At 63.8% G+C, this 22638-nt stretch carries 20 protein-coding genes; all 20 read right to left on the reverse strand.

The genetic code is table 11. The features are described from left to right. Position 1: 1 nt before the first annotated feature. The 20 genes from fliQ to DM373_RS01485 all read right to left on the reverse strand — a co-directional run bounded on the left by fliQ (position 2) and on the right by DM373_RS01485 (position 22633). Positions 2-271, reverse strand: a complete 270-nt coding sequence (gene fliQ, locus DM373_RS01390; protein WP_110991846.1) for a flagellar biosynthesis protein FliQ — start codon at positions 269-271, stop codon at positions 2-4. Between the two features lie 21 nt (positions 272-292). Next, on the reverse strand, positions 293-1045 hold the full coding sequence (gene fliP, locus DM373_RS01395) for a flagellar type III secretion system pore protein FliP (RefSeq protein ID WP_110991958.1): 753 nt from the start codon (positions 1043-1045) through the stop codon (positions 293-295). Positions 1046-1047: 2 nt separating this feature from the next. Continuing rightward, complete coding sequence (fliO, locus tag DM373_RS01400; RefSeq protein ID WP_110991847.1) at positions 1048-1494, reverse strand: flagellar biosynthetic protein FliO; 447 nt, start codon at positions 1492-1494, stop codon at positions 1048-1050. Beyond that, the gene (gene fliN, locus DM373_RS01405; protein ID WP_110991848.1) at positions 1495-1953 is read right to left on the reverse strand and encodes a flagellar motor switch protein FliN; all 459 of its coding nucleotides are present in this window, start codon (positions 1951-1953) and stop codon (positions 1495-1497) included. A 47-nt stretch (positions 1954-2000) separates the two neighbouring features. Beyond that, the gene (gene fliM / locus DM373_RS01410) at positions 2001-2969 is read right to left on the reverse strand and encodes a flagellar motor switch protein FliM (protein WP_110991849.1); all 969 of its coding nucleotides are present in this window, start codon (positions 2967-2969) and stop codon (positions 2001-2003) included. A gap of 10 nt (positions 2970-2979) precedes the next feature. Continuing rightward, the gene (fliL, locus tag DM373_RS01415) at positions 2980-3477 is read right to left on the reverse strand and encodes a flagellar basal body-associated protein FliL (RefSeq protein WP_110991850.1); all 498 of its coding nucleotides are present in this window, start codon (positions 3475-3477) and stop codon (positions 2980-2982) included. A gap of 149 nt (positions 3478-3626) precedes the next feature. Further along, complete coding sequence (locus DM373_RS01420) at positions 3627-4964, reverse strand: flagellar hook-length control protein FliK (RefSeq protein WP_110991851.1); 1338 nt, start codon at positions 4962-4964, stop codon at positions 3627-3629. A gap of 73 nt (positions 4965-5037) precedes the next feature. Continuing rightward, the gene (locus tag DM373_RS01425) at positions 5038-5385 is read right to left on the reverse strand and encodes an Hpt domain-containing protein (protein WP_110991852.1); all 348 of its coding nucleotides are present in this window, start codon (positions 5383-5385) and stop codon (positions 5038-5040) included. Between the two features lie 53 nt (positions 5386-5438). Further along, complete coding sequence (locus DM373_RS01430; RefSeq protein ID WP_110991853.1) at positions 5439-7130, reverse strand: ATP-binding SpoIIE family protein phosphatase; 1692 nt, start codon at positions 7128-7130, stop codon at positions 5439-5441. 8 nt (positions 7131-7138) lie between these two features. Next, positions 7139-7444, reverse strand: a complete 306-nt coding sequence (locus DM373_RS01435) for an STAS domain-containing protein (RefSeq protein WP_110991854.1) — start codon at positions 7442-7444, stop codon at positions 7139-7141. Between the two features lie 131 nt (positions 7445-7575). Then, positions 7576-8028, reverse strand: coding sequence for a flagellar export protein FliJ (fliJ, locus tag DM373_RS01440; RefSeq protein ID WP_110991855.1), 453 nt, complete (start codon positions 8026-8028; stop codon positions 7576-7578). A gap of 6 nt (positions 8029-8034) precedes the next feature. Next, positions 8035-9390, reverse strand: a complete 1356-nt coding sequence (gene fliI / locus DM373_RS01445) for a flagellar protein export ATPase FliI (protein ID WP_110991856.1) — start codon at positions 9388-9390, stop codon at positions 8035-8037. Continuing rightward, the gene (gene fliH, locus DM373_RS01450) at positions 9380-10153 is read right to left on the reverse strand and encodes a flagellar assembly protein FliH (RefSeq protein ID WP_110991857.1); all 774 of its coding nucleotides are present in this window, start codon (positions 10151-10153) and stop codon (positions 9380-9382) included. Before fliH ends, fliI begins: the two co-directional genes overlap by 11 nt. Before the next feature lie 133 nt (positions 10154-10286). Continuing rightward, positions 10287-11306, reverse strand: a complete 1020-nt coding sequence (gene fliG, locus DM373_RS01455; protein WP_110991858.1) for a flagellar motor switch protein FliG — start codon at positions 11304-11306, stop codon at positions 10287-10289. Continuing rightward, positions 11299-13077 (reverse strand): flagellar basal-body MS-ring/collar protein FliF, encoded by a 1779-nt coding sequence (gene fliF, locus DM373_RS01460; RefSeq protein ID WP_110991859.1) that lies wholly within the window; start codon positions 13075-13077, stop codon positions 11299-11301. The genes fliG and fliF overlap by 8 nt, the downstream gene beginning before the upstream one ends. Before the next feature lie 15 nt (positions 13078-13092). Continuing rightward, complete coding sequence (fliE, locus tag DM373_RS01465) at positions 13093-13425, reverse strand: flagellar hook-basal body complex protein FliE (protein ID WP_110991860.1); 333 nt, start codon at positions 13423-13425, stop codon at positions 13093-13095. Between the two features lie 106 nt (positions 13426-13531). Then, positions 13532-14902, reverse strand: coding sequence for a sigma-54-dependent transcriptional regulator (locus DM373_RS01470; protein WP_110991861.1), 1371 nt, complete (start codon positions 14900-14902; stop codon positions 13532-13534). Then, a complete protein-coding gene (locus tag DM373_RS01475) occupies positions 14902-16119 on the reverse strand; it encodes a sensor histidine kinase (protein WP_110991862.1) in 1218 nt (405 codons plus the stop codon). The genes DM373_RS01470 and DM373_RS01475 overlap by 1 nt, the downstream gene beginning before the upstream one ends. A 246-nt stretch (positions 16120-16365) precedes the next feature. After that, positions 16366-21522 carry a glycosyltransferase gene (locus DM373_RS01480; protein ID WP_244215026.1) on the reverse strand — a complete coding sequence of 1719 codons (5157 nt, stop codon included), beginning with the start codon at positions 21520-21522 and terminating at the stop codon, positions 16366-16368. A 49-nt stretch (positions 21523-21571) separates the two neighbouring features. Beyond that, positions 21572-22633: an NAD-dependent epimerase/dehydratase family protein gene (locus DM373_RS01485; RefSeq protein ID WP_110991863.1), complete on the reverse strand. Its 1062-nt coding sequence runs from the start codon at positions 22631-22633 to the stop codon at positions 21572-21574. Positions 22634-22638 lie beyond the last annotated feature (5 nt).

Genomic DNA, 22638 nt, shown 5'->3' on the forward strand with positions numbered 1-22638 from the left:
GTCAACCGATCAGGTGCGGGATGTTGGTGTACAGCCCGGTGATGTATTCCATGAACTTTTGCACCAGCCAGGGCCCGGCGACGATCAGCGTGATCAGCATCACCAGCAGGCGTGGCAGGAAGCTCAGGGTCTGTTCGTTGATCTGGGTGGCGGCCTGGAACATCGCCACCACCAGGCCGACCAGCAGGCTCGGCACCACCAGCACCGCCACCATCAGCGTGGTCAGCCACAACGCGTCACGAAACAGGTCGACTGCGACTTCTGGCGTCATGTCAGGCTCTCCTTGTGGGTGTCAGACACCGCCGAAACTGCCGGCCAGGGTACCCATGATCAGCGCCCAGCCATCGACCAGCACGAACAGCATGATCTTGAACGGCAGCGAGATGATCAGTGGCGACAGCATCATCATACCCATGGCCATCAGCACACTGGCGACCACCATGTCGATGATCAGGAACGGGATGAAGATCATGAAGCCGATCTGGAACGCGGTCTTGAGCTCCGAGGTGACGAAGGCCGGGACCAGGATGGTCAGCGGCACCTGGTCGGGGCCGGCGATGTCGGTGCGCTTGGACAGGCGCATGAACAGGTCGAGGTCGCTTTGCCGGGTTTGCGCCAGCATGAAGTCCTTGAGCGGCCCCTGGGCCTTGTCGATCGCCTGCTGGGCGGTCATCTGCTCGGCCAGGTACGGCTGCAGGGCGTCCTTGTTCACCCGGTCGAACACCGGCGCCATGATGAACATGGTCAGGAACAGCGCCATGCCGGTGAGCACCTGGTTGGACGGGGTCTGCTGCAGGCCCAGCGCCTGACGCAGGATGGAGAAGACGATGATGATGCGGGTGAAGCTGGTCATCAGGATGACGAACGCCGGGATGAAGCTCAGCGCCGTCATGATCAGCAGGATCTGCAGGCTGACCGAGTACTCCTGCTGCCCGTCCGCGCCGCTGGACAGGGTGATGGCCGGTATCGACAAAGGGTCGGCGGCCAGGGCCAATGGCGCAGCCAGCAGCAGCGCCAGGGTGAACAGCATGCGCAGGGCGCCCATCATCACTTCTTGTCCTTCTGATCCTTGCCCATCAGCTCGAGCAGCCGCTGGGCGAACTCCGGCGTGGCCTGGCGTGCCGCGGCGGGCACCTCGACAGGCTCGGCCATGACATGCAGGGCCTCGATGCTGCCCGGCGTATGGCCGATGAGAATCTGCTCCTTGCCGACCTGCACCAGCAGCAACCGGTCGCGCGGGCCGATGGCGCGGCTGCCGACGATCTCGATCACCTGGGCACCGCGCTGCGCGCTGCCTTGCATGCGCCGCAGCAGCCAGGCCAGGAAGAAGATCAGGCCCACCACCAGCAGCAGGCCGAAGACCATCTGCGCCAATTGCGCCCCCAGGCCGCCCGGTACAGCAGCGGGTGCCGCAGGCGCTTCGCCGGCAGCGATCACCGCTTCACTGGCCAGCAGCGCCGCCAGGGCCGAAACGGCCCGCACCATGCCCTTCACTCAGCGCAGCTTCTTGATACGTTCGCTGGGGCTGATCACGTCGGTCAGGCGGATGCCGAACTTCTCGTTGACCACCACCACCTCGCCGTGGGCGATCAGGGTGCCGTTGACCAGCACGTCCAGCGGCTCGCCGGCCAGGCGGTCGAGCTCGATCACCGAACCCTGGTTGAGCTGCAGCAGGTTGCGGATGTTGATCTCGGTGCTGCCCACTTCCATGGAGATGCTCACCGGGATGTCCAGGATCACGTCCAGGTTCGGCCCTTCGAGGCTGACGTGTTCGTTGGGCTTGGGCGAGCTTGCGAACTCTTCCATCGGCAGGCGGTTGCTGGCGCCGGTGTCGCCACCGAGCAGTGCATCGATGTCTGCCTGGCCGGCATCGCCGGTTTCCTCGAGCGCTGCAGCCCACTCATCGGCCAGCGCCTGTTCCTCTGGGGAGTTGATCTCGTTTTCGTTAGCCATGATTTCCTCGACAACCTTTGAATACGTTTAAAGCGACCGACCCGCCGTCAGCGGCGCTCGATCGGGTCGATGATCTGCAGCGACAGGGTGCCCTTGTGCGAACCCAACCGCGCCTTGAACGCTGGCACGCCATTGGCGCGCAACACCAGATGCTCCGGTAGCTCCACCGGAATCACATCGCCAGGCTGCATGTGCAGGATGTCGCGCAGCTTGAGCTGGCGCCGGGCAACGGTGGCCGACACCGGCACGGCCACGTCCAGTACGTCCTCGCGCAGGGCCTTGACCCAGCGCTCGTCCTGGTCGTCCAGGTCGGACTGGAAACCGGCGTCGAGCATCTCGCGCACCGGCTCGATCATCGAGTACGGCATGGTCACGTGCAGGTCGCCGCCGCCGCCGTCCAGCTCGATGTGGAAGGTCGATACCACCACCGCCTCGCTGGGGCCGACGATGTTGGCCATGGCCGGGTTGACCTCGGAGTTGATGTACTCGAAGTTGACCGGCATGATCGCCTGCCAGGCTTCCTTGAGGTCGATGAAGCACTGGTCCAGCACCATGCGCACCACGCGCAGCTCGGTGGGGGTGAACTCACGGCCCTCGATCTTGGCGTGGCGGCCGTCGCCGCCGAAGAAGTTGTCCACCAGCTTGAACACCAGCTTGGCGTCGAGGATGAACAGCGCGGTACCGCGCAACGGCTTGATCTTGACCAGGTTGAGGCTGGTGGGCACGTACAGCGAATGCACGTACTCGCCGAACTTCATCACCTGCACGCCACCCACCGCCACGTCAGCGGAGCGGCGCAGCAGGTTGAACATGCTGATGCGGGTATAGCGGGCGAAACGTTCGTTGATCATTTCCAGGGTCGGCATGCGCCCCCGGACGATACGGTCCTGACTGGTCAGGTCGTAGCTCTTGATGCTGCCGGGCTCGCCGGCACTTTCGGTTTGTACCAGACCATCGTCCACCCCATGCAGCAGGGCGTCGATCTCATCCTGGGACAGCAGGTCCTGCACGGCCATCTATGTGCTCCTACTGCAATACGAAATTGGTGAACAACAGCTGGTCGACGACCGGCCTGCCGACTTCTTTCTGCGCCACTTCCTGGACCACCGCGGTGGCTTTCTGGCGCAGCATCTCCTGCCCTACCGGGCTGCTGGCAAGGGTGTCGAAACCCTGCCCGGAGAACATCATGACCAGGTTGTTGCGGATCACCGGCATGTGCACCTTGAGCGCGTCCAGGTCGGCCTGACTGCGGCCCTGCATGGTGATGCTCACCTGCATGTAGCGCTGGCGGCCGTTCTGGTTGAAGTTGACCACGAAGGCCGGCGCCAGCGGCTCGTAGATCGCCGCCGGCTTGACGTTGGCCAGTGCTGGGTCCGGCGCCGGAGCGGATGCGCCCTTGTTCATGAAGAACCAGGTGGCGCCCACCGACAGGCCGACCGCCAGTAGCAGGGCCAGCACCAGCAGCAGGATCAGCTTGAGTTTGCCTTTAGTGGCGGGGTCTTTCACTGCGTCGCTCTTCGCCATGCCAATAATCCGTCGTCCATCGAGGTTTCAAAGAAGGATGACGTGGCTTGAGCAAGTGTTATGCCAGATTTGTCAGGAGGGTCTGCTCCTGAGCCGTGCGGTCGCTGTAGGAGCAGCCTTGTGCCGCTCCTACAAGGGGGCGCGAAACATCAGGCGTAGTAGTCGACCGCGCTGTCGCCCACCACCACCTGCTGCTCCACCGGCTTGCCGGCATCAGCCAGTTCACCACCCTCGCCCGCGGCAGCGGCACGGCGGGCCGCCACGCCGGACAGGTTCGAAGCGTCCTGCTGGGCCTGTTGTTGCTGCTGGCCACGGGACTGGTCGGCGACACTCACGTCAGGCTGGGCCAGGCCCTGCTGGGCAAACAGCTCACGCAGGCGGTGGACCTGGCTGTCGAGGGCATCGCGCACGCCGGCATGGCCACTGATGAAGTGGATCTGCGCGGGCTGGTCCGCCGCCACATTGACCCGGATGTCGAGGCGGCCAAGTTCGGCGGGCTCAAGCTGGATATCCGCCGACTTGAGGTTCTGGCTGGACAGGTACATGACGCGGTTCACCAGGCCCTCGGTCCAGGCACCCTGGTTCATCGCCAGCGGCTGTTGCAGCGGGCTGGGGGTTACCGGCACGGCGTTGGCGGTCTTGGCAGTGACGGCCTGGGTGAGGCTGGCCAGGCGATCGGCAAAGTCATCCACCCGCGTGTCGCTGCTGGCGCCCTTGAGGTCCTTGAGGCCGCTATCAAGCAGCCCGGCGAATGCCTTGTCGCCCTGCTCGGCATGCCCAGGCTCGGCCTCCACCTTGCCGACCACATTCGCCAAGGTATTGACGGCAATCGGGTCAGGCTCGGCAGGTTGCTGACTCGTGTCGGCGCGTGCACTGCTGGCATGGGCCGAGGTCGTGCCCTGGGCCTTGGCGCTCTGCTCCAGCGCCAGGCGCAGGGCCGGCATGTCGGCGAGCGGGTCGGCATCAGGGTCGAACTCGGCAACCGGTGCCGATACCTTCGCCTCGGTCACAGGCGGCGCTGGCTGCTGTGAGGGCTGCATGGCGGCCTGCAACACCGGCGCGACCACCTCGGCCTGGGCCTGGATCAATTGGGCACCCGCCTGGGCATCGGTGACCTGGCCTGCGACCAGGCTGGCATCGATGATCGTCGTATCAGCGGTATCAGTGCCATCAGCAGTCGCGCTGCCATCAGGCAGGGCCACTGGCAAGTTATTGCCGTCATCGGCAAGGTCTTTCGAGGCACCAGCCTCCTTCTTGCCGCCGGCCACCGCCCCCGGCTTAGTGCTCGCGGTTGCTTGCGCAGGGCCTTGGCTGGCCTTGTCGTCACGGGCCGGCACGCTGTCGCGACCCTGCCTGGACATCACCTGATCGAAGCCGGCACCACGGCCATCCGCCGCCTTCGGCGATTTGTCCGCCACACTGGCGGCCGGGCGCGAGGCGCTGCTCGCAAGGCCAGTTTGCAACAATGGATTGGGTGCGACAGGCATAGAAAAGGTCTCCGCGCCAAAACTCAAAAATATCGAATGGGCAAAGACACGCAAAACTCGCGCCAGGACACCCTCAGTCAGTTGAAATGCGTTGGCTTTCACTGCGATAGAAGAGCTCGACGGCCTGATACTCCTGGTCGATGCGGTTGATCAGGTCTTCTATGCCATACAGCGGAACCTGCCGCGCGCGCTCCTCCAGTTGCTGGCAAAGCCGCGCCAACTCGACAGCCCCCATGTTGCTGCTGCTGCCCTTGAAGCTGTGCGCCGCCAAGCCCAGCTCGGCGGCATCCTTGGCCTTGTGCAACTGGCTCAGGCGCCGCTCGGAGTCTTCCAGGAAGGTTTCCAGCAACTGCAGGTAGCCACCCTCCATGACTTCACGCAGGTCACGCAGCACCTTGTGATCGATATGCATGTCCACCACTTGCTCACTCCCTGATCAAGCCTTGCCGCATCCAAGCCTGGGGAATCCCGGGCTCACCAATCGAACTCCACCCGCGCCAGCCGCCCGCCCTCCAGCCACCGGGCGCGGTGCCCCAGCCGGGTCACCAGGCCCAGACCACGACCACTCAAGCCCTGTTCGAGCGGTGAACGGGCAAGCACTTTGGCCACATCGAACCCTGCGCCGCTGTCGCGGACCTCGATCATCAGACGGCCGCCTTCACTGCGCGGTTCCACCCGCAGGCTGATACCGACATAACCCTGCAACTGTTCGGCCAAACGCTGACTGCGCTGACGATAATACTCGGCAAAGCCCTGCGAGTCGCACTTGAGCCGCGAGTCGAGCCCCAGCACACCGTGCTCCAGCGCGTTGGAGTACAACTCGCTGAGCACGCTGTGCAGCTTGCCGCTGCTCGGCCTCAGGCCGTGGATTTCCAGCAAGAGCTGCACCAGGTAAGGCACCGGGTTGAAGCGCCTGAGGCTTTCACCGCGCAACTCGAAGTTCAACGACCACTCCAGCGGGCTCGAGCGCCCGCTATCCGAATAGACCATGGCCTGCGGCACAACCTGGTCTGGCGCCAGCATGCGAATGTCGCACAGGCTGATGTCATCCCGCGACTGCCCGCCGAAGGCCTGCAGCGCGCCCATGACCTCATCGAGCAAATGCGCCGGCTGCCGATTGGCTGCCAACACCTCAAGCAGCCGCTGCACGCCGAACAAGCGCTCCTGCCCGTCACCGCTGTCGACCACGCCATCGGACAGCAGCAGCAAGCGCTCGCCAACGGCCAGGGGCATCACCTGCGTGGTGTCGTCGAATTTTTCCGGGGCAAGGATACCCAGCGGCAGATGCTGCGAAGGCAGCACCGCCAGCACCTCGCCCTGGGCGGACAGCTGATAGCCATCGGGCATGCCGCCATTCCACACTTCCACGGTACCGCGCTGAAAGCTCAGGTTGAGCAGCAGCGCACAACAGAACATGTCCACCGGCAGGATGCGCTTGAGCTTGGCGTTCATTTCGCGCAGCGTCTCGACCAGCCCGTAGCCCTTGGCGGTCATGCCGTAGAACACCTCCGCCAGGGGCATGGCGCCGACCGCCGCCGGCAGGCCATGGCCGGTGAAGTCGCCCAACAGCACATGCATGTCCCCGGACGGGGTGAACGCCGCCAGCAACAGGTCGCCATTGAACAGCGCGTAGGGTGATTGCAGGTAATGAATGTTCGATGCGCTGAGGCAACCGGAATGGGCGACCTTGTCGAACACGGCCTTGGCCACACGCTGTTCCTTGAGCAGGTAATGGTGATGCCGGGCTATTTCGTCACGCTGCGCCAGCACCGTGGCCTGCAGGCGACGCAAACGGTCCATCGCACGTATCTTGGCGGCGAGAATCACCGCGCTGTAGGGCTTGGCCATGAAGTCGTCGCCACCGGCTTCCAGGCAACGCACCAGCGCTTGCTCTTCGTTGAGCGAGGTCAGGAAGATGATCGGCACCAACGCCTCGCCCGCCAGTGCCTTGATCTGGCGCGCAGCCTCGAAGCCATCCATCACCGGCATCAAGGCATCGAGCAATACCAGTTGCGGCCGGCGCTCGGCAAACAGCGCCACTGCCTGCTCGCCGTTGTCGGCGGTAAACACCTCATGCCCCTGGCGCCGCACGATCTGCGCCAGCAGCATGCGATCAGCGGCACCGTCCTCGGCGACCAGTACGGTCAACGCCTGTTCGGCAGGCATGGCCGCGCTCAACCGATATCGAACAGCTTGTCGAAGTTGGAGATGGCCAGAATCTTGCGCACATCCGGGCTGGCATGGACCACTCGGATGTCCGAGTCGTCCCCGCCCACGTGGTCACGCAGCAACAGCAGCATGCCCAACGCCGAACTGTCCAGATAAGTGGCATCCTTCAAGTCGACGACCACTGTCTCCGGCCGCAGGCGCTGACGCTCGTAAGCATCCCTGAATTCCTGATGCTTACCGAAATCGAAGCGGCCCTTGACCTTGATCGTCAGCTTTTTCCCTTCCTGTGAAAAATCGGTTTCGACTGCCATGCGAGCGATTCCTTCGATGATGGCGAATGCGGCTTCTGAAGGTTTAGCAGCCACAGCCGCAGGCTGCAAACCACAATGAGCGGAGCGCGCAGGGCCTGGGGCTTGCCGGCAATGACGCTTGCAGCTCGGTGCTAGAGCGGCCCGTGCCGCGGCAAGCGCTGGGACAGCTCGTCGAGCAGCCGCTGCTCACGCTTGTCCTCCGCCCGACGGGCCTCATCGATATAGCGCTGCACCAACTTGCGCAGCCCCTCAACCCGCGCATAGGCCTGCTGCCAGATGTTGCGGGCGTTGTTGAGGTTGTTCTGGTGCCAATTCAGGCTCTGGCGCTGCTGGGTCATGGCGGTTTCCAGCTGGCCGAGAAAGCGCTGGTAATTGAGCAGCCAGTTGCCGTCCACCCCCTGCCCGCCCCGGGTTATCCACTGCGCCTGATAGCCTTCGCGAAATTGCGCCAGCTCATCGAGCCTGGCCTGCGCCTGCACCACCTGCTGCTGGAAATGCCCCAGGCGCTGGGCAGCCTTGCGCTCGGCCTCTTCGGCCATATCCACGACGGGCGCCAGGCGCGCTGCTCGACCGGGCTGAGCCATGGCCTATCAGCCTGCCGGCGGCACGAAGATCGCGCCCAACTGGTCGCGGCTCTGCGCCATCCCGACGTTCTCCTGCAAGCCCTGGCGCAGGAAGTCCACCAGTTTGGGCTGCAGCGCAATGGCCAGGTCCGTCTCCGGATCGCCACCGGCGACATAGGCCCCCACGCTGATCAGGTCACGGCTCTGCGACAGGCGCGACCACAGCTGCTTGAATTTCTGCGCCTGGCGCAGGTGATCGGCGTCGACCACCTGGGGCATGACCCGGCTGATCGAGGCTTCGATGTCGATGGCCGGATAGTGACCTTCTTCGGCCAGGCGCCGGGACAGCACGAAGTGGCCGTCGAGCACGCCGCGCGCCGAGTCGGCGATCGGGTCCTGCTGGTCGTCACCTTCGGAGAGCACGGTGTAGAACGCGGTGATCGAACCACCGCCCGCCTCGCCATTACCGGCACGCTCCACCAGCTTGGGCAGCTTGGCGAACACCGAAGGCGGATAACCACGGGTGGCCGGCGGCTCGCCGATGGCCAAGGCGATTTCGCGCTGTGCCTGGGCAAAACGGGTCAGCGAGTCCATCAGCAGCAGGACGTTCTTGCCCTTGTCGCGAAAGTACTCGGCGATGCGCGTGCAGTACATCGCCGCGCGCAGACGCATCAAGGGCGCATCGTCCGCTGGCGAGGCCACCACCACCGAGCGCTTGAGCCCCTCTTCGCCGAGGATGTGCTCGATGAACTCCTTCACCTCGCGGCCCCGCTCACCAATCAGCCCGACCACGATGATCTCGGCCTCGGTGAAGCGGGTCATCATCCCCAGCAGCACCGACTTACCCACACCGGTACCGGCGAACAGCCCCAGACGCTGGCCACGGCCGACGGTGAGCAGGCCATTGATACTGCGAATGCCGACATCCAGCGGCCGGCTGATGGGGTCGCGATTGAGCGGGTTGATTACCGGCCCGTCCATCGGCACCCAGTCTTCGGCCTTCATGCCGCCTTTGCCGTCCAGCGCCCGCCCGGCGCCGTCGAGCACCCGCCCGAGCATGCTCATGCCCATGGGCAGGCGGCCGCCGTCGTCCAGCGGCACCACGCGCGCGCCGGGGGCGAGGCCAACGATGCTGCCAACCGGCATCAGGAACACCTTGCTACCGGCAAAACCCATGACTTCAGCCTCTACCCGCACCGGGTGATAGCTGTCGTCGTTGATCACCAGGCAGCGGCTGCCGACGGCCGCGCGCAAGCCTTCCGCCTCGAGCGTCAGACCGACCATACGCAGCAGGCGGCCTTCCACCACCGGCTGGTCGGGCAAGCGCACCGCATCGTTGTAACCCGCCAGGCGCTTGCCGAAGCTGGTGCGGTCAAGGCGCATCGTTGCCACCCGCCGGCACATCCAGCTCGACCGCAATGTCCGGCGCCGCCGGGTGCAGGAACTGGTCATGGGACTGGTCGAACAACTGCGTCACGGCCTTCTCGATACGCGTTTCCATGGTCGCATCGATGCGGCTGTGCGCCGTTTCAATGCGGCAGCCACCGGGCAACAGGGCCTCGTCTTCCAGCAGCTTCCAGTTTTCTTCATGGCGCTCGCGCAGGGCCTTGGCCAACTCGAAGTCCTGGGGGTTGAGGTGGATGCGGATATTGTCGGCGCCCATAGGCAACAGCTTGAGGGCTTCACGCAGGACATGGGTGACCTGGCTGGAATCACTGCGCAATTCACGGCCGATGACCTGGCGGGTAATGTGCGCGACCAGTTGCACCAGGCCTTTTTCGATCTGGGTGTCCTGCTCGGCGATCGGGTCGAGCAGGTGCAGCATGATCTGTTCCAGGCTGGCCAGCTTGGCAGCCAGGGCCACTTCGGCTTCCTGTCGAACCTTGAGCTGGGTGCTGTGGAAGCCTTCGCGCTCGCCGGTGGCGAAGCCTTCGTTGTAGGCCTCCTGGCGGATGGCCTCGAGCTCTTCGAGGGTGAGCGGCTGGACTTCCTCCAGCGGCACTTCCTCGACCTCTTCCTCGATGACTTCCGGCTCAGGTTCGGGCTCGGGTTCGGGCTCCGGGTCGAAGCTGGGCAGCGCCCAGACGTCGACGCCCTCGAGGTCGCGGGCGCGGATCAGTTCGCTGGGGTGTTCGGTGGTGGACATGCTGTGAGCTTCTCGAAAACCTTAACAGGTCCCTGTGGGAGCGGGCTTGACCCGCGATCGTGCCCGCCCTGGCAATCTCTCTCGCCGGTTTGGACGCCTCGCGGGGCAAGCCCGCTCCCACAGGAGCGGCGGCTTAGATCATTTCCTCGGCGCCCTTGCCGCCAAGCACGATCTCGCCGGCCTCGGCCATGCGTCGGGCGATGGTGAGGATTTCCTTCTGCGCGGTCTCCACGTCGCTGACCCGTACCGGCCCTTTGGCCTCCAGGTCGTCGCGCAGCAGTTCCGAGGCGCGCTTGGACATGTTCTTGAACACCTTGTCCTTGACCCGCTCGTCGGCGCCCTTGAGCGATACCACCAGCACATCCGAGGACACCTCGCGCAACAGCGCCTGGATACCCCGGTCGTCGACATCGGCCAGGTTGTTGAAGACGAACATCAGGTCTTCGATCTGCTCCGACAGGTCGCTGTCGATCTCGCGGATCGCATCCATCAGCGCACCTTCCACGGAACTGTCGAGGAAGTTCATGATGTCGGCAGCACGCTTGATGCCGCCCAAGGTGGTGCGGGCGGCGTTGGAGTTGCCAGAGAACTGCTTCTCGAGAATCTGGTTGAGCTCTTTGAGCGCCGCAGGCTGTACGGTGTTGAGCGACGATACGCGCAGGACGATGTCGAGGCGCACCTTGTGGTCGAAGTTGCTCAGCACCTCGCCGGCCTGATCGGGGTCGAGGTAGGCGACCACGATGGCCTGGATCTGCGGGTGCTCGAAGCGGATGACGTCGGCCACGGCACGCGGCTCCATCCACTTGAGGCTATCCAGGCCGCTGGTGTTGCCACCGAGCAGGATGCGGTCGATCAGGCCGTTGGCCTTGTCCTCGCCCAGTGCCTGGTTGAGCATCTTGCGAATGTAGCCGTCGGAGCCCACGCCCAGGCTGGTCTGGTCGCCGACGATCTCGACGAACTCGCTCATCACCTGTTCGACCTGCTCGCGGTGCACATTGCCCATTTGCGCCATGGCCACACCGACCCGCTGCACTTCCTTTGGCCCCATGTGGCGCAAAACCTGTGCGGCGTCGGTCTCGCCGAGCGACAGCAGGAGGATGGCCGCCTTGTCGACGCGGCTCAGCTTGGCGGTAACGGCTCGGTTGTCACTCATCGGCGTTGATCCACTCTTTCACGACCTGGGCCACACGGCCCGGGTCTTCGGCCACCAGGCCTTTGATTGCGTTGAGCTGTGCCTCGTAACCCTCGCTCGGGCTCGGCAACAGAATGCTTGTCGGGCCACCCAGGCTGACGCGGTCGTTGGCCAGTTCGCCATCCAGACCGATCATGCCGCCCAGCTCCATGTCGCTGTCTGTGGCAGCTTGCTTGCCGCCACCGGTAATGTTGTTGAGCACCGGACGCAGCACGCCGAACACCAGGATCAGGATGAACACCACGCCCAGCACCTGCTTGACGATGTCCCAGAACCACGGCTGCGAGTAGAACGGAATGTCGACCAGTTCGTCGCCACGGTCGGCGGCGAACGGCACGTTGATCACGGTGACGCTGTCGCCACGGCTGGCATCGAAGCCCACCGCGTCCTGCACCAGGCGGGTGAAGCGCGCCAGGTCTTCAGCCCCCCAGGGCGTGCGGGTAGCCTCGCCGGTGGCGGCGTCGATCTTGGCCTGGTCGTCCACCACCACCGCCACCGACAGGCGGGTCAGGCGACCCTGCTGCTGACGGGTGTGGCTGATGGAACGGTCCAGCTCGAAGTTCTTGGTCGACTGCTGGCGCTTGTCGGACGGGTACGGCGCCAACATCGGCTGGCCGGTGGCCGGGTCCATGATCTGCTGGCCGTTGGAATCCACCAGCGGCTGCCCGGGCTGAACGGCACCGGCGGGGGTTGCAGCGGTTTTGGCATTTTCAGGCGCGCTGGCGCCGGCCGGCGGCTGGTTGCTCAGCGCACCCGGTACGCCTTGCGGGCCCTGGCTGCTGGCGCGCTGTTCGTTGACCGACTGCTCGCTGCGCAGCGCCGGTTGATCAGGGTTGAACTGCTCGGAGGTGGACTCGACGGCGCTGAAGTCGATGTCGGCCGACACTTCGGCCTTGTAGCGGTCGTTGCCCAGCACCGGCAGCAGGATGTTGTGCACGCGCTGGGTGAGCATGCCTTCCATGCGGCGGCTGTAGTCGAACTGCTTGCCGGCCATGGTCAGCGCGGTGTCCTGCAACTGGTCGGAGAGCAGGTTGCCCTTCTGGTCGACCACGGTCACCTGGGACTTGTCCAGTTCCGGAACGCTGGTGGCTACCAGGTTGACGATGGCCATGACCTGGCCGGCCTCCAGGGCGCGCCCCGGATACAGCTCGACCAGCACCGAAGCGCTCGGCTTGCGCTCGTCACGCACGAACACCGAGCTTTTCGGGATGGCCAGGTGCACGCGGGCAGCCTTGACGTTGTTGAGGCTGGACACGGTGCGCGCCAGTTCGCCTTCAAGGCCACGGCGGTAGCGGGTGGCCTCCATGAACTGGCTGGTACCCAGGCCCTGATCCTTGTCGAGCAGTTCGAAGCCGACGTTGCCGTCGCTTGGCGCTACGCCGGCGGCGGCAAGCTTCAGGCGCGCACGGGAGAGATCGTCGGCCTTGACCAGCAGCGCGCCGGAGTTCGGCTCCACGGTGTAGGGGATATCGGCAGAGGCCAGGGTGTCCATGACCTGCTTGGTGTCCATGCCCGCCAGGCTGCCGTACAGCGGCCGGTAGTCCGGCTGCTGCGACCAGAGCACCACGGCGAAGCCGATGGCCACGCTGGCGGCCAGGCCGACCAGCAGGCCGATCTGACGCAGCATGGGCATCTGCGAGATGTTTTCCAGGAACGACAGACCGAACAGCGGCGGCTTGGCTGCTGGCGGGCCGCTTTTTGCGGGGGCGTTATCGACGACTGCTTCGGCCATGAATCAACTCTCGCCTTAAACCGGCATCTGCATGATGTCCTGGTACGCTTGCACCAGCTTGTTACGCACTTGGGTCAGTGCCTGGAACGACACGGAAGCCTTCTGCGAGGCGATCATCACGTCGGTCAGGTCGACGCCGCTCTTGCCGATTTCGAAGGCGTTGGACAGTTGAGTGGAGGCCTGCTGCGTCTCGCTCACCTTGCCAATGGCCTGGCCGAGCATGTCGGCAAAACTGCTTTGCCCAGGCGCCAGCTCAGGAGCGGCAGCCGCTTTGGGCATGGACATGGCATCGGCCTGCATGGCGCGCATGTCCAGCATCAGACGATTGAATTCAACACCTTGGGTCATGGACTTCTCTCTCCGGCGGCCGCATTTTTTTGACACTCATGCAGCGAATGGGCTGAAACTAGCAAGAGCAGTGCCAGCCAGCCCGCAAACCATTCAAAACAACACCTCAGCCGAACAGGCTGGCCTCGACATCGAACCCGGCGTCACGCATCTGCGCCAGCTTGTAGCGCAGCGTACGCGGGCTGATGCCCAGGCGTTCGGCGGCCTCCTTGCGACGCCCGCGCTCGGCGCGCAAGGTGTCGATGATCATCTGGAATTCGTGACGACGCATGTCGCCCTCCAGCCCACCCACCTCGGCGCCTGAATCCAGGCATGATGGCGCAATAATGGCCTCGCTCGAAGGCGACAACGGAATGGCGCCAGCCAGACAGAAATCCGCCGCCTCGATCACGCCGCCCTGCTGCAGAATCAGCGCGCGCTGTATCGCGTTGTCCAGCTCACGCACGTTACCCGGCCAGGCATAGGCCTGCAGGCAAGCCTGCGCCTGGGCGGACAAGCGCACCTGGACATGGCACATCTTGCGGGCATGGCGCGCCAGCAGACGCTCGGCCAGCGGCACGATATCGGCCGGGCGCTCGCGCAGGGCCTGCCAGGCCATGGGGAATACCGACAGGCGGTAGTACAAGTCTTCACGGAAGCGCCCCGCCGCCACCTCCCCCGCCAGATCACGGTTGGTCGTGGCGAGAATGCGGATATCCAGGGCGATGGGCTTGCGCCCGCCAACGCGTTCGACCTCGCGCTCCTGCAACACGCGCAGCAACTTGGCCTGCAACCCCAGCGGCATTTCCGAAACTTCATCCAGCAGCAAGGTGCCGCCCTCGGCCTGCTCGAACTTGCCGGCCTGGGCCGCGATGGCGCCGGTGAAGGCACCCTTTTCATGACCGAACAGCGTGGCCTCGAGCATGTTGTCGGGGATGGCCGCGCAGTTGATCGCCACGAACGGCGCCTGCGCCCGCGGCGACTGCCGGTGGATGTAGCGGGCCAGCACTTCCTTGCCAGTGCCGGACTCGCCCGAAATCAGCACGGTCGAGTCGCTGCGCGCTACCCGCGCCGCCAACTCCAGCAATTGTCGACTGGCCGGCTCGCAGGCCACCGGGCCTTCGTCATCGACCACACGCCCGGCAGCATGCCGCTCGACCAGGCTGAGCAACGCCTTGGGCTCGAACGGCTTGACCAGGTAATCGGCAGCGCCCTGGCGCATCGCCTCGACGGCCCGCTCCACGGCAGCGTGCGCAGTCATCAGCAACACGGGCAGTTGTGGTTGCTGGCGGCGCAACCTGGCCAACAACTGGTGCCCGTCCATACCAGGCATGTTCACATCGCTGACAACCAGGCTGAACACCTCTGCCAGCACCGCCTCCAACGCCTCTTCGGCACTGCCCACGGCCTGGTAGGCGAAGCCGCCGATTTCCAGGGTATCGCACAGCGCCTGACGCAGGACGCGATCATCCTCGACCAGCAGCACCTTGATTGCCATCACACGGCCTCCGCCAGTTGCCCGTCGATCAACGGCAGTTCCACCCGCACGCACGTACCACGGCCCACCTTCGAGCGCAGCTGCAAACGCCCCTGATGGGCACGCACCACGGCCTTGACCACCGCCAGGCCAAGCCCGGTGCCGGCGGCCTTGGTAGTCAGGAACGGCTCGCCCAGGCGCGCCAGCAACTCGGCGTCGATACCGCAACCGGCATCACTCACGCACAAGTGCAGCGACTGCTCGCGACGGTACAGATGCACCTTCAGACGCGCCGGCTCCTGGCTGGCCTGCAGGGCGTTTTCGATCAGGTTGAGCAAGGCGCCGACCAGGGTGTCGCGGTTGCACAGCAACTCGCCCAGGTGACTGTCGCACTGCCAGCGCACCGCATGCCCTTGCACATGGGCCTGGGCCGCCTGCTGCAGGGCCTGGAACAGCGCTTTTGGCGTGACCCTGTCACCCAGCGGCAGCTCGCCGCGGGCGAACACCAGCATGTCGCGCACCTGGTGCTCCAGTTCGTGCAGGCGCTCCTTGAGGCTACCCGCGAAGCGCTGGCGGGTTTGCGCGCTGAGGTCTTGCTCGCTATCGGCCAGGTGGCTGGCGTAAAGCATGGCCGCCGACAGCGGCGTACGGATCTGATGGGCCAGCGAGGCGACCATGCGCCCCAGTGACGACAGGCGTTCGTGGCGAGCCAGCTGGTCTTGCAGGCGACGGGTTTCAGTCAGGTCATTGAGCAGCACCAACTGGCCGGGCTCGGCATCCAGCGAGCGGGTGGCGATCGACAGGCGGCGGCCGTCGCGCAGCGAGACCTCATGGCCGTCGTCCTTACGCGGGGCAAAGCTACGGGCGATCACCTGGCGCCACAACTGGCCGATCAGCGGCTCGCCGAGCAGCTCGCAGGCGGCCGGGTTGGCGTCGCGCACCAGGCCCTGGCCATCGATCACGATCACCCCGCCGGGCAACAGGTCCAGCAAGTTCTGCAGGCGGTTGGCCAGGCGTTCCTTTTCGCTGAGTTCTTCGATGCGCTGGGCGCTGACCACTGCCAGTTCGCCCTTGAGTTCGCTGACCCGGGCTTCGAGCATGCTGTAGGACTGGCTCAGCTGGCTGGACACCTGATTGAACAGGGCAAAGGCTTGTTCGATACCCTGGCGGCTGTCCTGCTCGACCGGGGTTCGCCCCTGCTGATCGGGGGCTCGGGTTACGTGGGCGGCCTGGTGCATCGTGCTCTCTCGCGTGGCTGACCGTCATAAAAACGGTATGTTGCCAGCGGTAAAGCAATAGCCGTGCCGGAGATAGGGATTTGCGGAGACTGTTCCGGCCTCTTCGCGGGTAAACCCGCTCCCACAAGTAAAGTGCAGTACTCACATGTGGGAGCGGCGGTGCGCCGATGCGATTTACCCGCGAGGAGGCCGGAACAGGCGCACCGCCAAGCCCTCGCCGTAAAGCGCGAGGGCCTCAAGCCGGGCTCAGTCCGGCAGCCAGGCCTTGTGCCAATTGCTCAGGTTGTCGCCTTCGAGCATCCAGCCACCCAGCACTGCGTTGCGCAGTGCATCGCCCGCCTTGGCCGTGGCGTCCAGATCACTGATGTGCATGCGGATGGCCTCAACCCAGCTACGGAAACGGTTCTTCACCAAAGTCACTGGCAAGTCGTCGTAACCCTGGTAGCAACGCAGGTCGCTGGCGATCACCGGGAAACCGCAGGCGCCGTACTCCAGCAGGCGCAGGTTGCTCTTGCACTCGTTGAACAGGTTCTGCTCCACGGGCGCCAGGGCCAGGTCCAGATTCATCCTGGCCAGCATCTGCGGGTAACGCTCAAGCGAAACACCCTCGTGGAATTCATGGATATAGGGCCGCAGCTTATCCGGGCACATGCCGAAGAACACCCACTCCACCTCGTTGGCCAATTCCTTGACTACGTCGGCGATCACTTCCAGGTCGCCGGAGTGGCTCGCCCCACCCGCCCAGCCGACGCGCGGTTTGCGCGACTGCCGGCGCTGGGCTTCGAGGCCCCTCCAGAAACGGCTATCCAAGGTGTTGTGCATCACCCGGATGTCGCCGTGCAGACCAGCGAAGGCCTCGGCCAGCGGCTGGGTAGAGACGACGAAGCGGTCCACATAGGCCAGGCCACGGCGCAGGGCGCGCAGAATGTCCTTGGGCATGTCCGCCCGGTGCACACTCTTCAGCGGCAGGTTAGGCAAATAGTCGTCCAGCTCGAAGACCTTGAACGCCCGTGAAAACGCGTGCATCCGGCGCATGTGCTCGATCTGCTGGTCGCCGATCTGGCGCTGCAGCACGATGCTGTCCGGCTGGTAACGCTCAAGTTCGGCAGGCGTCAGGTGCGCCCAGGACAGCTGCCCCTCGGCCAGCCCTTCGCGCTTGAGCGCATCGAGCGGCTGGATCACCCGGTAATTGCCACACCCCCCCTCATCCGCCGCATGGGCCAGGATCGTCGGCAGCGGCTTCCAGGACGACAAGGGTCGCCAGCTCAGCTCGGCGCACTCCAGGCCGAAGCCATTGGCGCAAGACAGCGAGAAGTTCGGGTTGTAGAACGGATCTCGCGCCAGTGCAGGCAACCAGCGGGCATACAAGGCATCTTCCTGTTCAACGCTGGCCGGCGTTGCGCCATCCTCGCTGAGCAGCATCTGCACACGTGGCGTCCAGACGTTCAGGTAGCCGGCACGGTGCAGACGCAGGCACAGGTCGACATCGGTCCAACGCTGCAGCTCAGGCGTCTCGTCGAAACCGCCCAGCTCCTGGAACAGGCCTTTGTTCACCAGCAGACACTTGCCGCTCACCGCGACATAGTTCTGGTCGATCTGCAGGCGCTGCATGTAACCGGGGGCATCCATCGACTGACCGGCAAAGGCTTCGCCAACCGGGCCGTTCAGGCCGAGCACGAAACCGGCATGGCTGATGGTCGCCTCCCCCGATACCAGCTTGGCCCCGACAACGCCGACTTCTTGGCGCATGCCGTGGTTGAGCATCTGCTGCAACCAGTCGTTATCGAGTACGGCAGCGCCTTCGTCCAGCCACAGCAGGAAGTCACCACGGGCCTGCGCGGCGGCCTGGTTGCGCATGCGCACCGGTGTCATCCCGGCAGGGAAACGCATGCAACGAATGGTATCGACACCGAGCTGGGCAACGCCGTCGAGCCAGCTGTTCACCGCAGGGCCGGCATCATTCGACGCCAGCAGCAGTACCTCGTAGTTTCGATGGGTGCTCTTCTCCAGAATGGTTTCCATGCAACGCTGCGCCCGCTCCGGGCTGTTGCCCTGGAGCAGGATCAGGATGCTGACCGATACGTCGCCGGAGGCGCCGTAGTCGAGGTCATAACGCCCGGGCAAACGAGACTCGACGCGAGCCTGGGTAAAACCGCGCGCATGCAAATGACGCAGGATGACCCCACGCTCATCCGGGCAGTCGCGCAGCGACGGGGCACTGCTGATCAACAACGGCTCGCTGATATGCCCCAACCCCTCGAAACCGGCCGACTCGATCAGGCGCAGGATGTAATCGAGTTCAATAGCCTGGCCCGCCTCCTGACGGAAGCCGCCCATCTGCAGCCACACCTGGCGGTTGAACAGCCAGTGGCGCGACAGGCTCGCCGGCAAGCTGAGCAGTAGATCAAGGTTCAGATCAGGACGCAGCGCAGCGCCGATTCCCGTGCCACCGGCACGCAAAGCTTCATCACCGTAAACGGCCCGACAGCCCGGCGCTGCCAACAGATCAAGCGCGGCAATCAGCAAGCCGCTCGCAGTGAACTCACTCCCCGCCTCTACCAGCATGAACCAGTCGAACTCACCTGCCTGAACCACCTGGTTGAGCTGATCGCTCAGGCTGGCATCCGTCAGACGCAGGCAATGCAGTTTGTCCTGCGGCGCAGTCGCAGGTGCCTCCCCTGCCGTCAACGCGATGATTTTCACTGAGGCATAGAGGCAGTTATCGCGACTCAAGCTTTGCACAGAGGCATTCAATGCCTCCATGTGGCCGTCAGCGTCCAGTACGATGATCCCGATCACCGGACCGCCCTGATGCGCCTGCAGATGCTGTTCGATCAAACGGCTCTGCACGGCATCCGGAACGCGTTCGTCCAGCCAGTTCTGCAGTGTCGCTGCCTTGGGCTTTTCACCTAGATGCTCCAGCATTTGCTGGCGACCGCGCTTGATTTCTTCGCTGCCATGGTCGCAATGGCGTGCATACAGCTCGCGGTAAAGCGCTGGGTAATCTTTGAGTGCCTGTTCCGAACGCCGTGCAGGCGCACTGACATCCCGGCGCATGCGGACTTCCACCGTCTCGCAATGAACATGGTGGAATGCGCTGCGAGCGCTCAAGCGCATGAGGAAATCCCAATCCTCCAGGCCTGCCAGCGATTCGTCGAAGTCGCCCACCGCAAGGGCAAGCGCACGCGGGCAGGCAAAGGTGTTGATCGGGATGTAGTTGTTAACCAGCAAACGCTCCCTGGAGTATGCCTCGTGGGGATAGCGTTGCTCACGCGCCACCTCGCTGCGCTTGCCCGCCGCTATCGTTTCCTCAACGAATACCGCATCCGTGTACACAACAGTGTCGGGGTGGTCAGCCAGGGCCGTAGCCAGTGCTTCAAGGTGGCCAGGCAGATACAGGTCGTCATCGTCCAGATAGGCCACATAACGGCCACGGGCCAATCGCAAAGCGCTATTACGGGCAGCGGCTGGGCCGCGATTACGGCCTTGGCGGATATAGGTGACAGGGAAATCGCACTCAGCCAGCAGCGATTCGACCGGGTTGCCGTTGTCATTGACCAGGATGACTTCGAAGTCCTTGAAGGACTGCTGGCCAATGCTGTTCAGCGCATCCCTGAGCAATTCGGGGCGGTTGAACGTGGTGACTATGATGGAGAACATCGCTCGCTCAGCGTCTTCAGCCAGGGCTTCCAGACGCCCGCACAATTGCCGTACCCGTTTGCCCAACGCGCTAGCCTGCTCATGCGGATAAAGCGTCAGCCTGCGCTTGAGATGCGCGGCAACCTCACGCTCATGGCCTTTCAGGCGCCCCTCGTTGCCACGTTCGAATACGCCCTCGAGAATACAGGTATGCCCTTCCAGCGGCGCCGAGGAGACATAGAACTCATGGGAATGCTGTGCCGCATGAACGCGATAGCTCACACCCGGCACGGTGGTGAAGACAAAGTCAGGGAACAACTCCCCAAGCTGAACCATGAGCTGCCAGTCACCCGACCCGCGAATTCTCACGTCACGGCGCCACGCCTTGAAAAAGGCGTCCCTGCGAATGATGGCCGCAGAGGGGGTGATATAGCTGTCGTAAATCAGCAGGTCCGCAACCTCATTGCGCCCGCCCCTGTAATCTTCACTGCGATGCCCGGGGTGGCTAGGCCCTTCTACAGGATCACCCTGCTCATCGACCCAACAGATTGGGCTGTAACCCAGGGCATGACCCGCATTGCTTTCCAGCGCTGGGAGCAGGCGCATGAGATGACCGGGATTCATGTAATCGTCGGCCATGAATAAAACGATGTATTTGCCTTTGGCGACCCAAAAGCCATTCTGAGAACTGTTGCCGGCCCCGAAATTTCGTCGGTTGCGCATATAGCGCACCCGCGCATCAGACGAAAACTGTGCCATGACCGATTGCGTGTCGTCCGTCGAAGCATTGTCCACCACCAGGACTTCAATGCCCTCGACACCCTGATCCAAAACGGACCGTACCGCCTGCCCCAGGTACCGGCCATAGTTATAGGCCGGAATAACGACGCTCAGCAACGGCGCAGCACCACGCACCTCAGAGGCGTCCAGCGCAATGCCCGACGTCAGCGCATTGATCCAGAAATCGACGGTGTAAGGATAAATGCGCTCATCCGGCCGAGCACTGCCCTGCATGAGAAACGACCGCAGGCGGCTCGCCAGTGCCTCGTATTGCGCCCATGCCATGCCATCCAGGAAGGCGAACAAGTCTGCTCTAGTGCTGAATACACTGCCGTCTACATAGCAATCACGGGGAAACCACTCTGGCAGCGAAGTGGCTGCGGTATGCACAGGCACGGTGCCGGACAACAGGCAGGACTGCCACTGAGGGGACAACCAGTCAGCCAATTCGGGCTCATGATCGCACAGCGCAAAGTGTGCGCGCTGCAACTCGATATCGTCGCGCCCAAGCACACTGGCCTTACCTTTGAACGCAGGGCGCGGGGCCAATTCAGCAAGCGGCAGTTCCAGCGGCTGATTGAGTCGCACCAACTGCTGGCCGGTGAAAGCCTCTTTGGCAGGCAAGAACACCCTGTCGAACTGCTCGAGCAACTGCGCGCCATCCACGGCACTCTCCAGCAGCATCAGATAGCTACGCGTACCGGAGGATAACGTCAGCCACTCCGTGCCTGCAAAAGCCTGCTCGATCAGCAGCACACTGTCATGGTGACCGGCGACGTCCGATGCAGCGATTCGTTCGAAGACAAGGCCGTTCGCGTTGCCATAGGCCTGCAACGGGCCAAGAGGAAACAGGGCCTGCAGCTTCTGCCATTGCTCATCGCTGATGAGGAATGGCTTTTGCTCCTGCCCCAGCTGAACCCCGGCGATACCCACTCGCCAAGGCGCACCCTGGCAACTACCGCCTGCAATTGAGGCCCAATCCATCACGCATCCCCTCTTTAACGGCCTCGCTCACACGCAGCCTCGTTGAAATTCAAATGCCATAACCCATGGATTTCGCCCAGACAGCCATGCTGTCGATCGACTGGTCCAGGGTGGTCCAGACATCCAGCCCCAGCCCGCGGGCCTGGCTGATATCCGGTACATAAAACGAAGGAGCCGTACCCTCGGTACGCCCCATGATCAACACCTGCTTTGCTTGTGCCACTCGCGAGACAACGCGATGTGCCAGATCAGCGATGCTGATCGCCTGATCGGAGCCCACGTTGTAGGCTTCGCCGGCTTTGCCGCTCACCAGCAACGCCAGCAGCCAGGCGGCCAAATCTGCACCGTGCAGATAACTGCGGACTGCGGTGCCACAAGAACGGATCACGACCTGATCCGCACACAGGGCATCGCGAACGAAGTTGCCAATGGCAAAGTGGCCATCGAGCGGCAGGCCTGGCCCGGAAAAGGCAAAGCAACGCGCCATGATTACGTCAATGCCGTGAGTCTGTGCATAAATCGCGCCCAAGGTTTCCTGTGCCCGTTTACCTTCGGCATATGCACTCCCTGCACTGTTGCTGGCACAAGCGCCAGCGAAGCCTTCTGCGACCCCGGCGCCCTGATCTGCCCCTGCCCGCAAAGCGCCATACTGTGCACCCGAACCGGTCAGGAGCACGCGTGCCCGAGTACGCACCGCCAAGTCGAGTACCCGGCGCGCGCCGGTGACGATGGTGTCGAAGATTTCCAACGGATTGGCGTGAGCCGCCGAAGACGTCTCGGTTGCCGCATGAATGATCAGGCTCACAGGCCGCCCCGCAACGGCCGGCAGCTCACGCACGTCACCAGTGACCCAATGCAGCCAGGCGCAATCACGGTAACAGGGCTGTGCATCCAGAAAACGCGATGGGTTGCGTGACAGAACAGTGACCGTCACCCCTGCGCCTTGCTGGTTCAATTGTTGAAACAACGCCAACAACCACAAGCCAAAAAAACCCGTGCCGCCGGTGACCAACACATGCTGCCCAGCCAGCGCGTTATGCAAACCCAGCGTGGAGGGAATGGCCTGCAACGCACTGCTGATAATGGGTGAATGCAAGGAAAAACTAGGCATTGGCG

This window comes from Pseudomonas sichuanensis, assembly GCF_003231305.1.
Lineage (GTDB): Bacteria > Pseudomonadota > Gammaproteobacteria > Pseudomonadales > Pseudomonadaceae > Aquipseudomonas > Aquipseudomonas sichuanensis.

Excerpts from the sequence above, each read along its gene's own strand:
- fliQ (WP_110991846.1), bottom strand. The coding sequence starts at position 271 with ATGACGCCAGAAGTCGCAGTCGACCTGTTTCGTGACGCGTTGTGGCTG.
- fliP (WP_110991958.1), bottom strand. The coding sequence starts at position 1,045 with ATGGGCGCCCTGCGCATGCTGTTCACCCTGGCGCTGCTGCTGGCTGCG.
- fliN (WP_110991848.1), bottom strand. The coding sequence starts at position 1,953 with ATGGCTAACGAAAACGAGATCAACTCCCCAGAGGAACAGGCGCTGGCC.
- fliM (WP_110991849.1), bottom strand. The coding sequence starts at position 2,969 with ATGGCCGTGCAGGACCTGCTGTCCCAGGATGAGATCGACGCCCTGCTG.
- fliL (WP_110991850.1), bottom strand. The coding sequence starts at position 3,477 with ATGGCGAAGAGCGACGCAGTGAAAGACCCCGCCACTAAAGGCAAACTC.
- DM373_RS01420 (WP_110991851.1), bottom strand. The coding sequence starts at position 4,964 with ATGCCTGTCGCACCCAATCCATTGTTGCAAACTGGCCTTGCGAGCAGC.
- DM373_RS01430 (WP_110991853.1), bottom strand. The coding sequence starts at position 7,130 with ATGCCTGCCGAACAGGCGTTGACCGTACTGGTCGCCGAGGACGGTGCC.
- DM373_RS01435 (WP_110991854.1), bottom strand. The coding sequence starts at position 7,444 with ATGGCAGTCGAAACCGATTTTTCACAGGAAGGGAAAAAGCTGACGATC.
- fliJ (WP_110991855.1), bottom strand. The coding sequence starts at position 8,028 with ATGGCTCAGCCCGGTCGAGCAGCGCGCCTGGCGCCCGTCGTGGATATG.
- fliI (WP_110991856.1), bottom strand. The coding sequence starts at position 9,390 with ATGCGCCTTGACCGCACCAGCTTCGGCAAGCGCCTGGCGGGTTACAAC.
- fliH (WP_110991857.1), bottom strand. The coding sequence starts at position 10,153 with ATGTCCACCACCGAACACCCCAGCGAACTGATCCGCGCCCGCGACCTC.
- fliG (WP_110991858.1), bottom strand. The coding sequence starts at position 11,306 with ATGAGTGACAACCGAGCCGTTACCGCCAAGCTGAGCCGCGTCGACAAG.
- fliF (WP_110991859.1), bottom strand. The coding sequence starts at position 13,077 with ATGGCCGAAGCAGTCGTCGATAACGCCCCCGCAAAAAGCGGCCCGCCA.
- fliE (WP_110991860.1), bottom strand. The coding sequence starts at position 13,425 with ATGACCCAAGGTGTTGAATTCAATCGTCTGATGCTGGACATGCGCGCC.
- DM373_RS01470 (WP_110991861.1), bottom strand. The coding sequence starts at position 14,902 with ATGGCAATCAAGGTGCTGCTGGTCGAGGATGATCGCGTCCTGCGTCAG.
- DM373_RS01475 (WP_110991862.1), bottom strand. The coding sequence starts at position 16,119 with ATGCACCAGGCCGCCCACGTAACCCGAGCCCCCGATCAGCAGGGGCGA.
- DM373_RS01480 (WP_244215026.1), bottom strand. The coding sequence starts at position 21,522 with ATGGATTGGGCCTCAATTGCAGGCGGTAGTTGCCAGGGTGCGCCTTGG.
- DM373_RS01485 (WP_110991863.1), bottom strand. The coding sequence starts at position 22,633 with ATGCCTAGTTTTTCCTTGCATTCACCCATTATCAGCAGTGCGTTGCAG.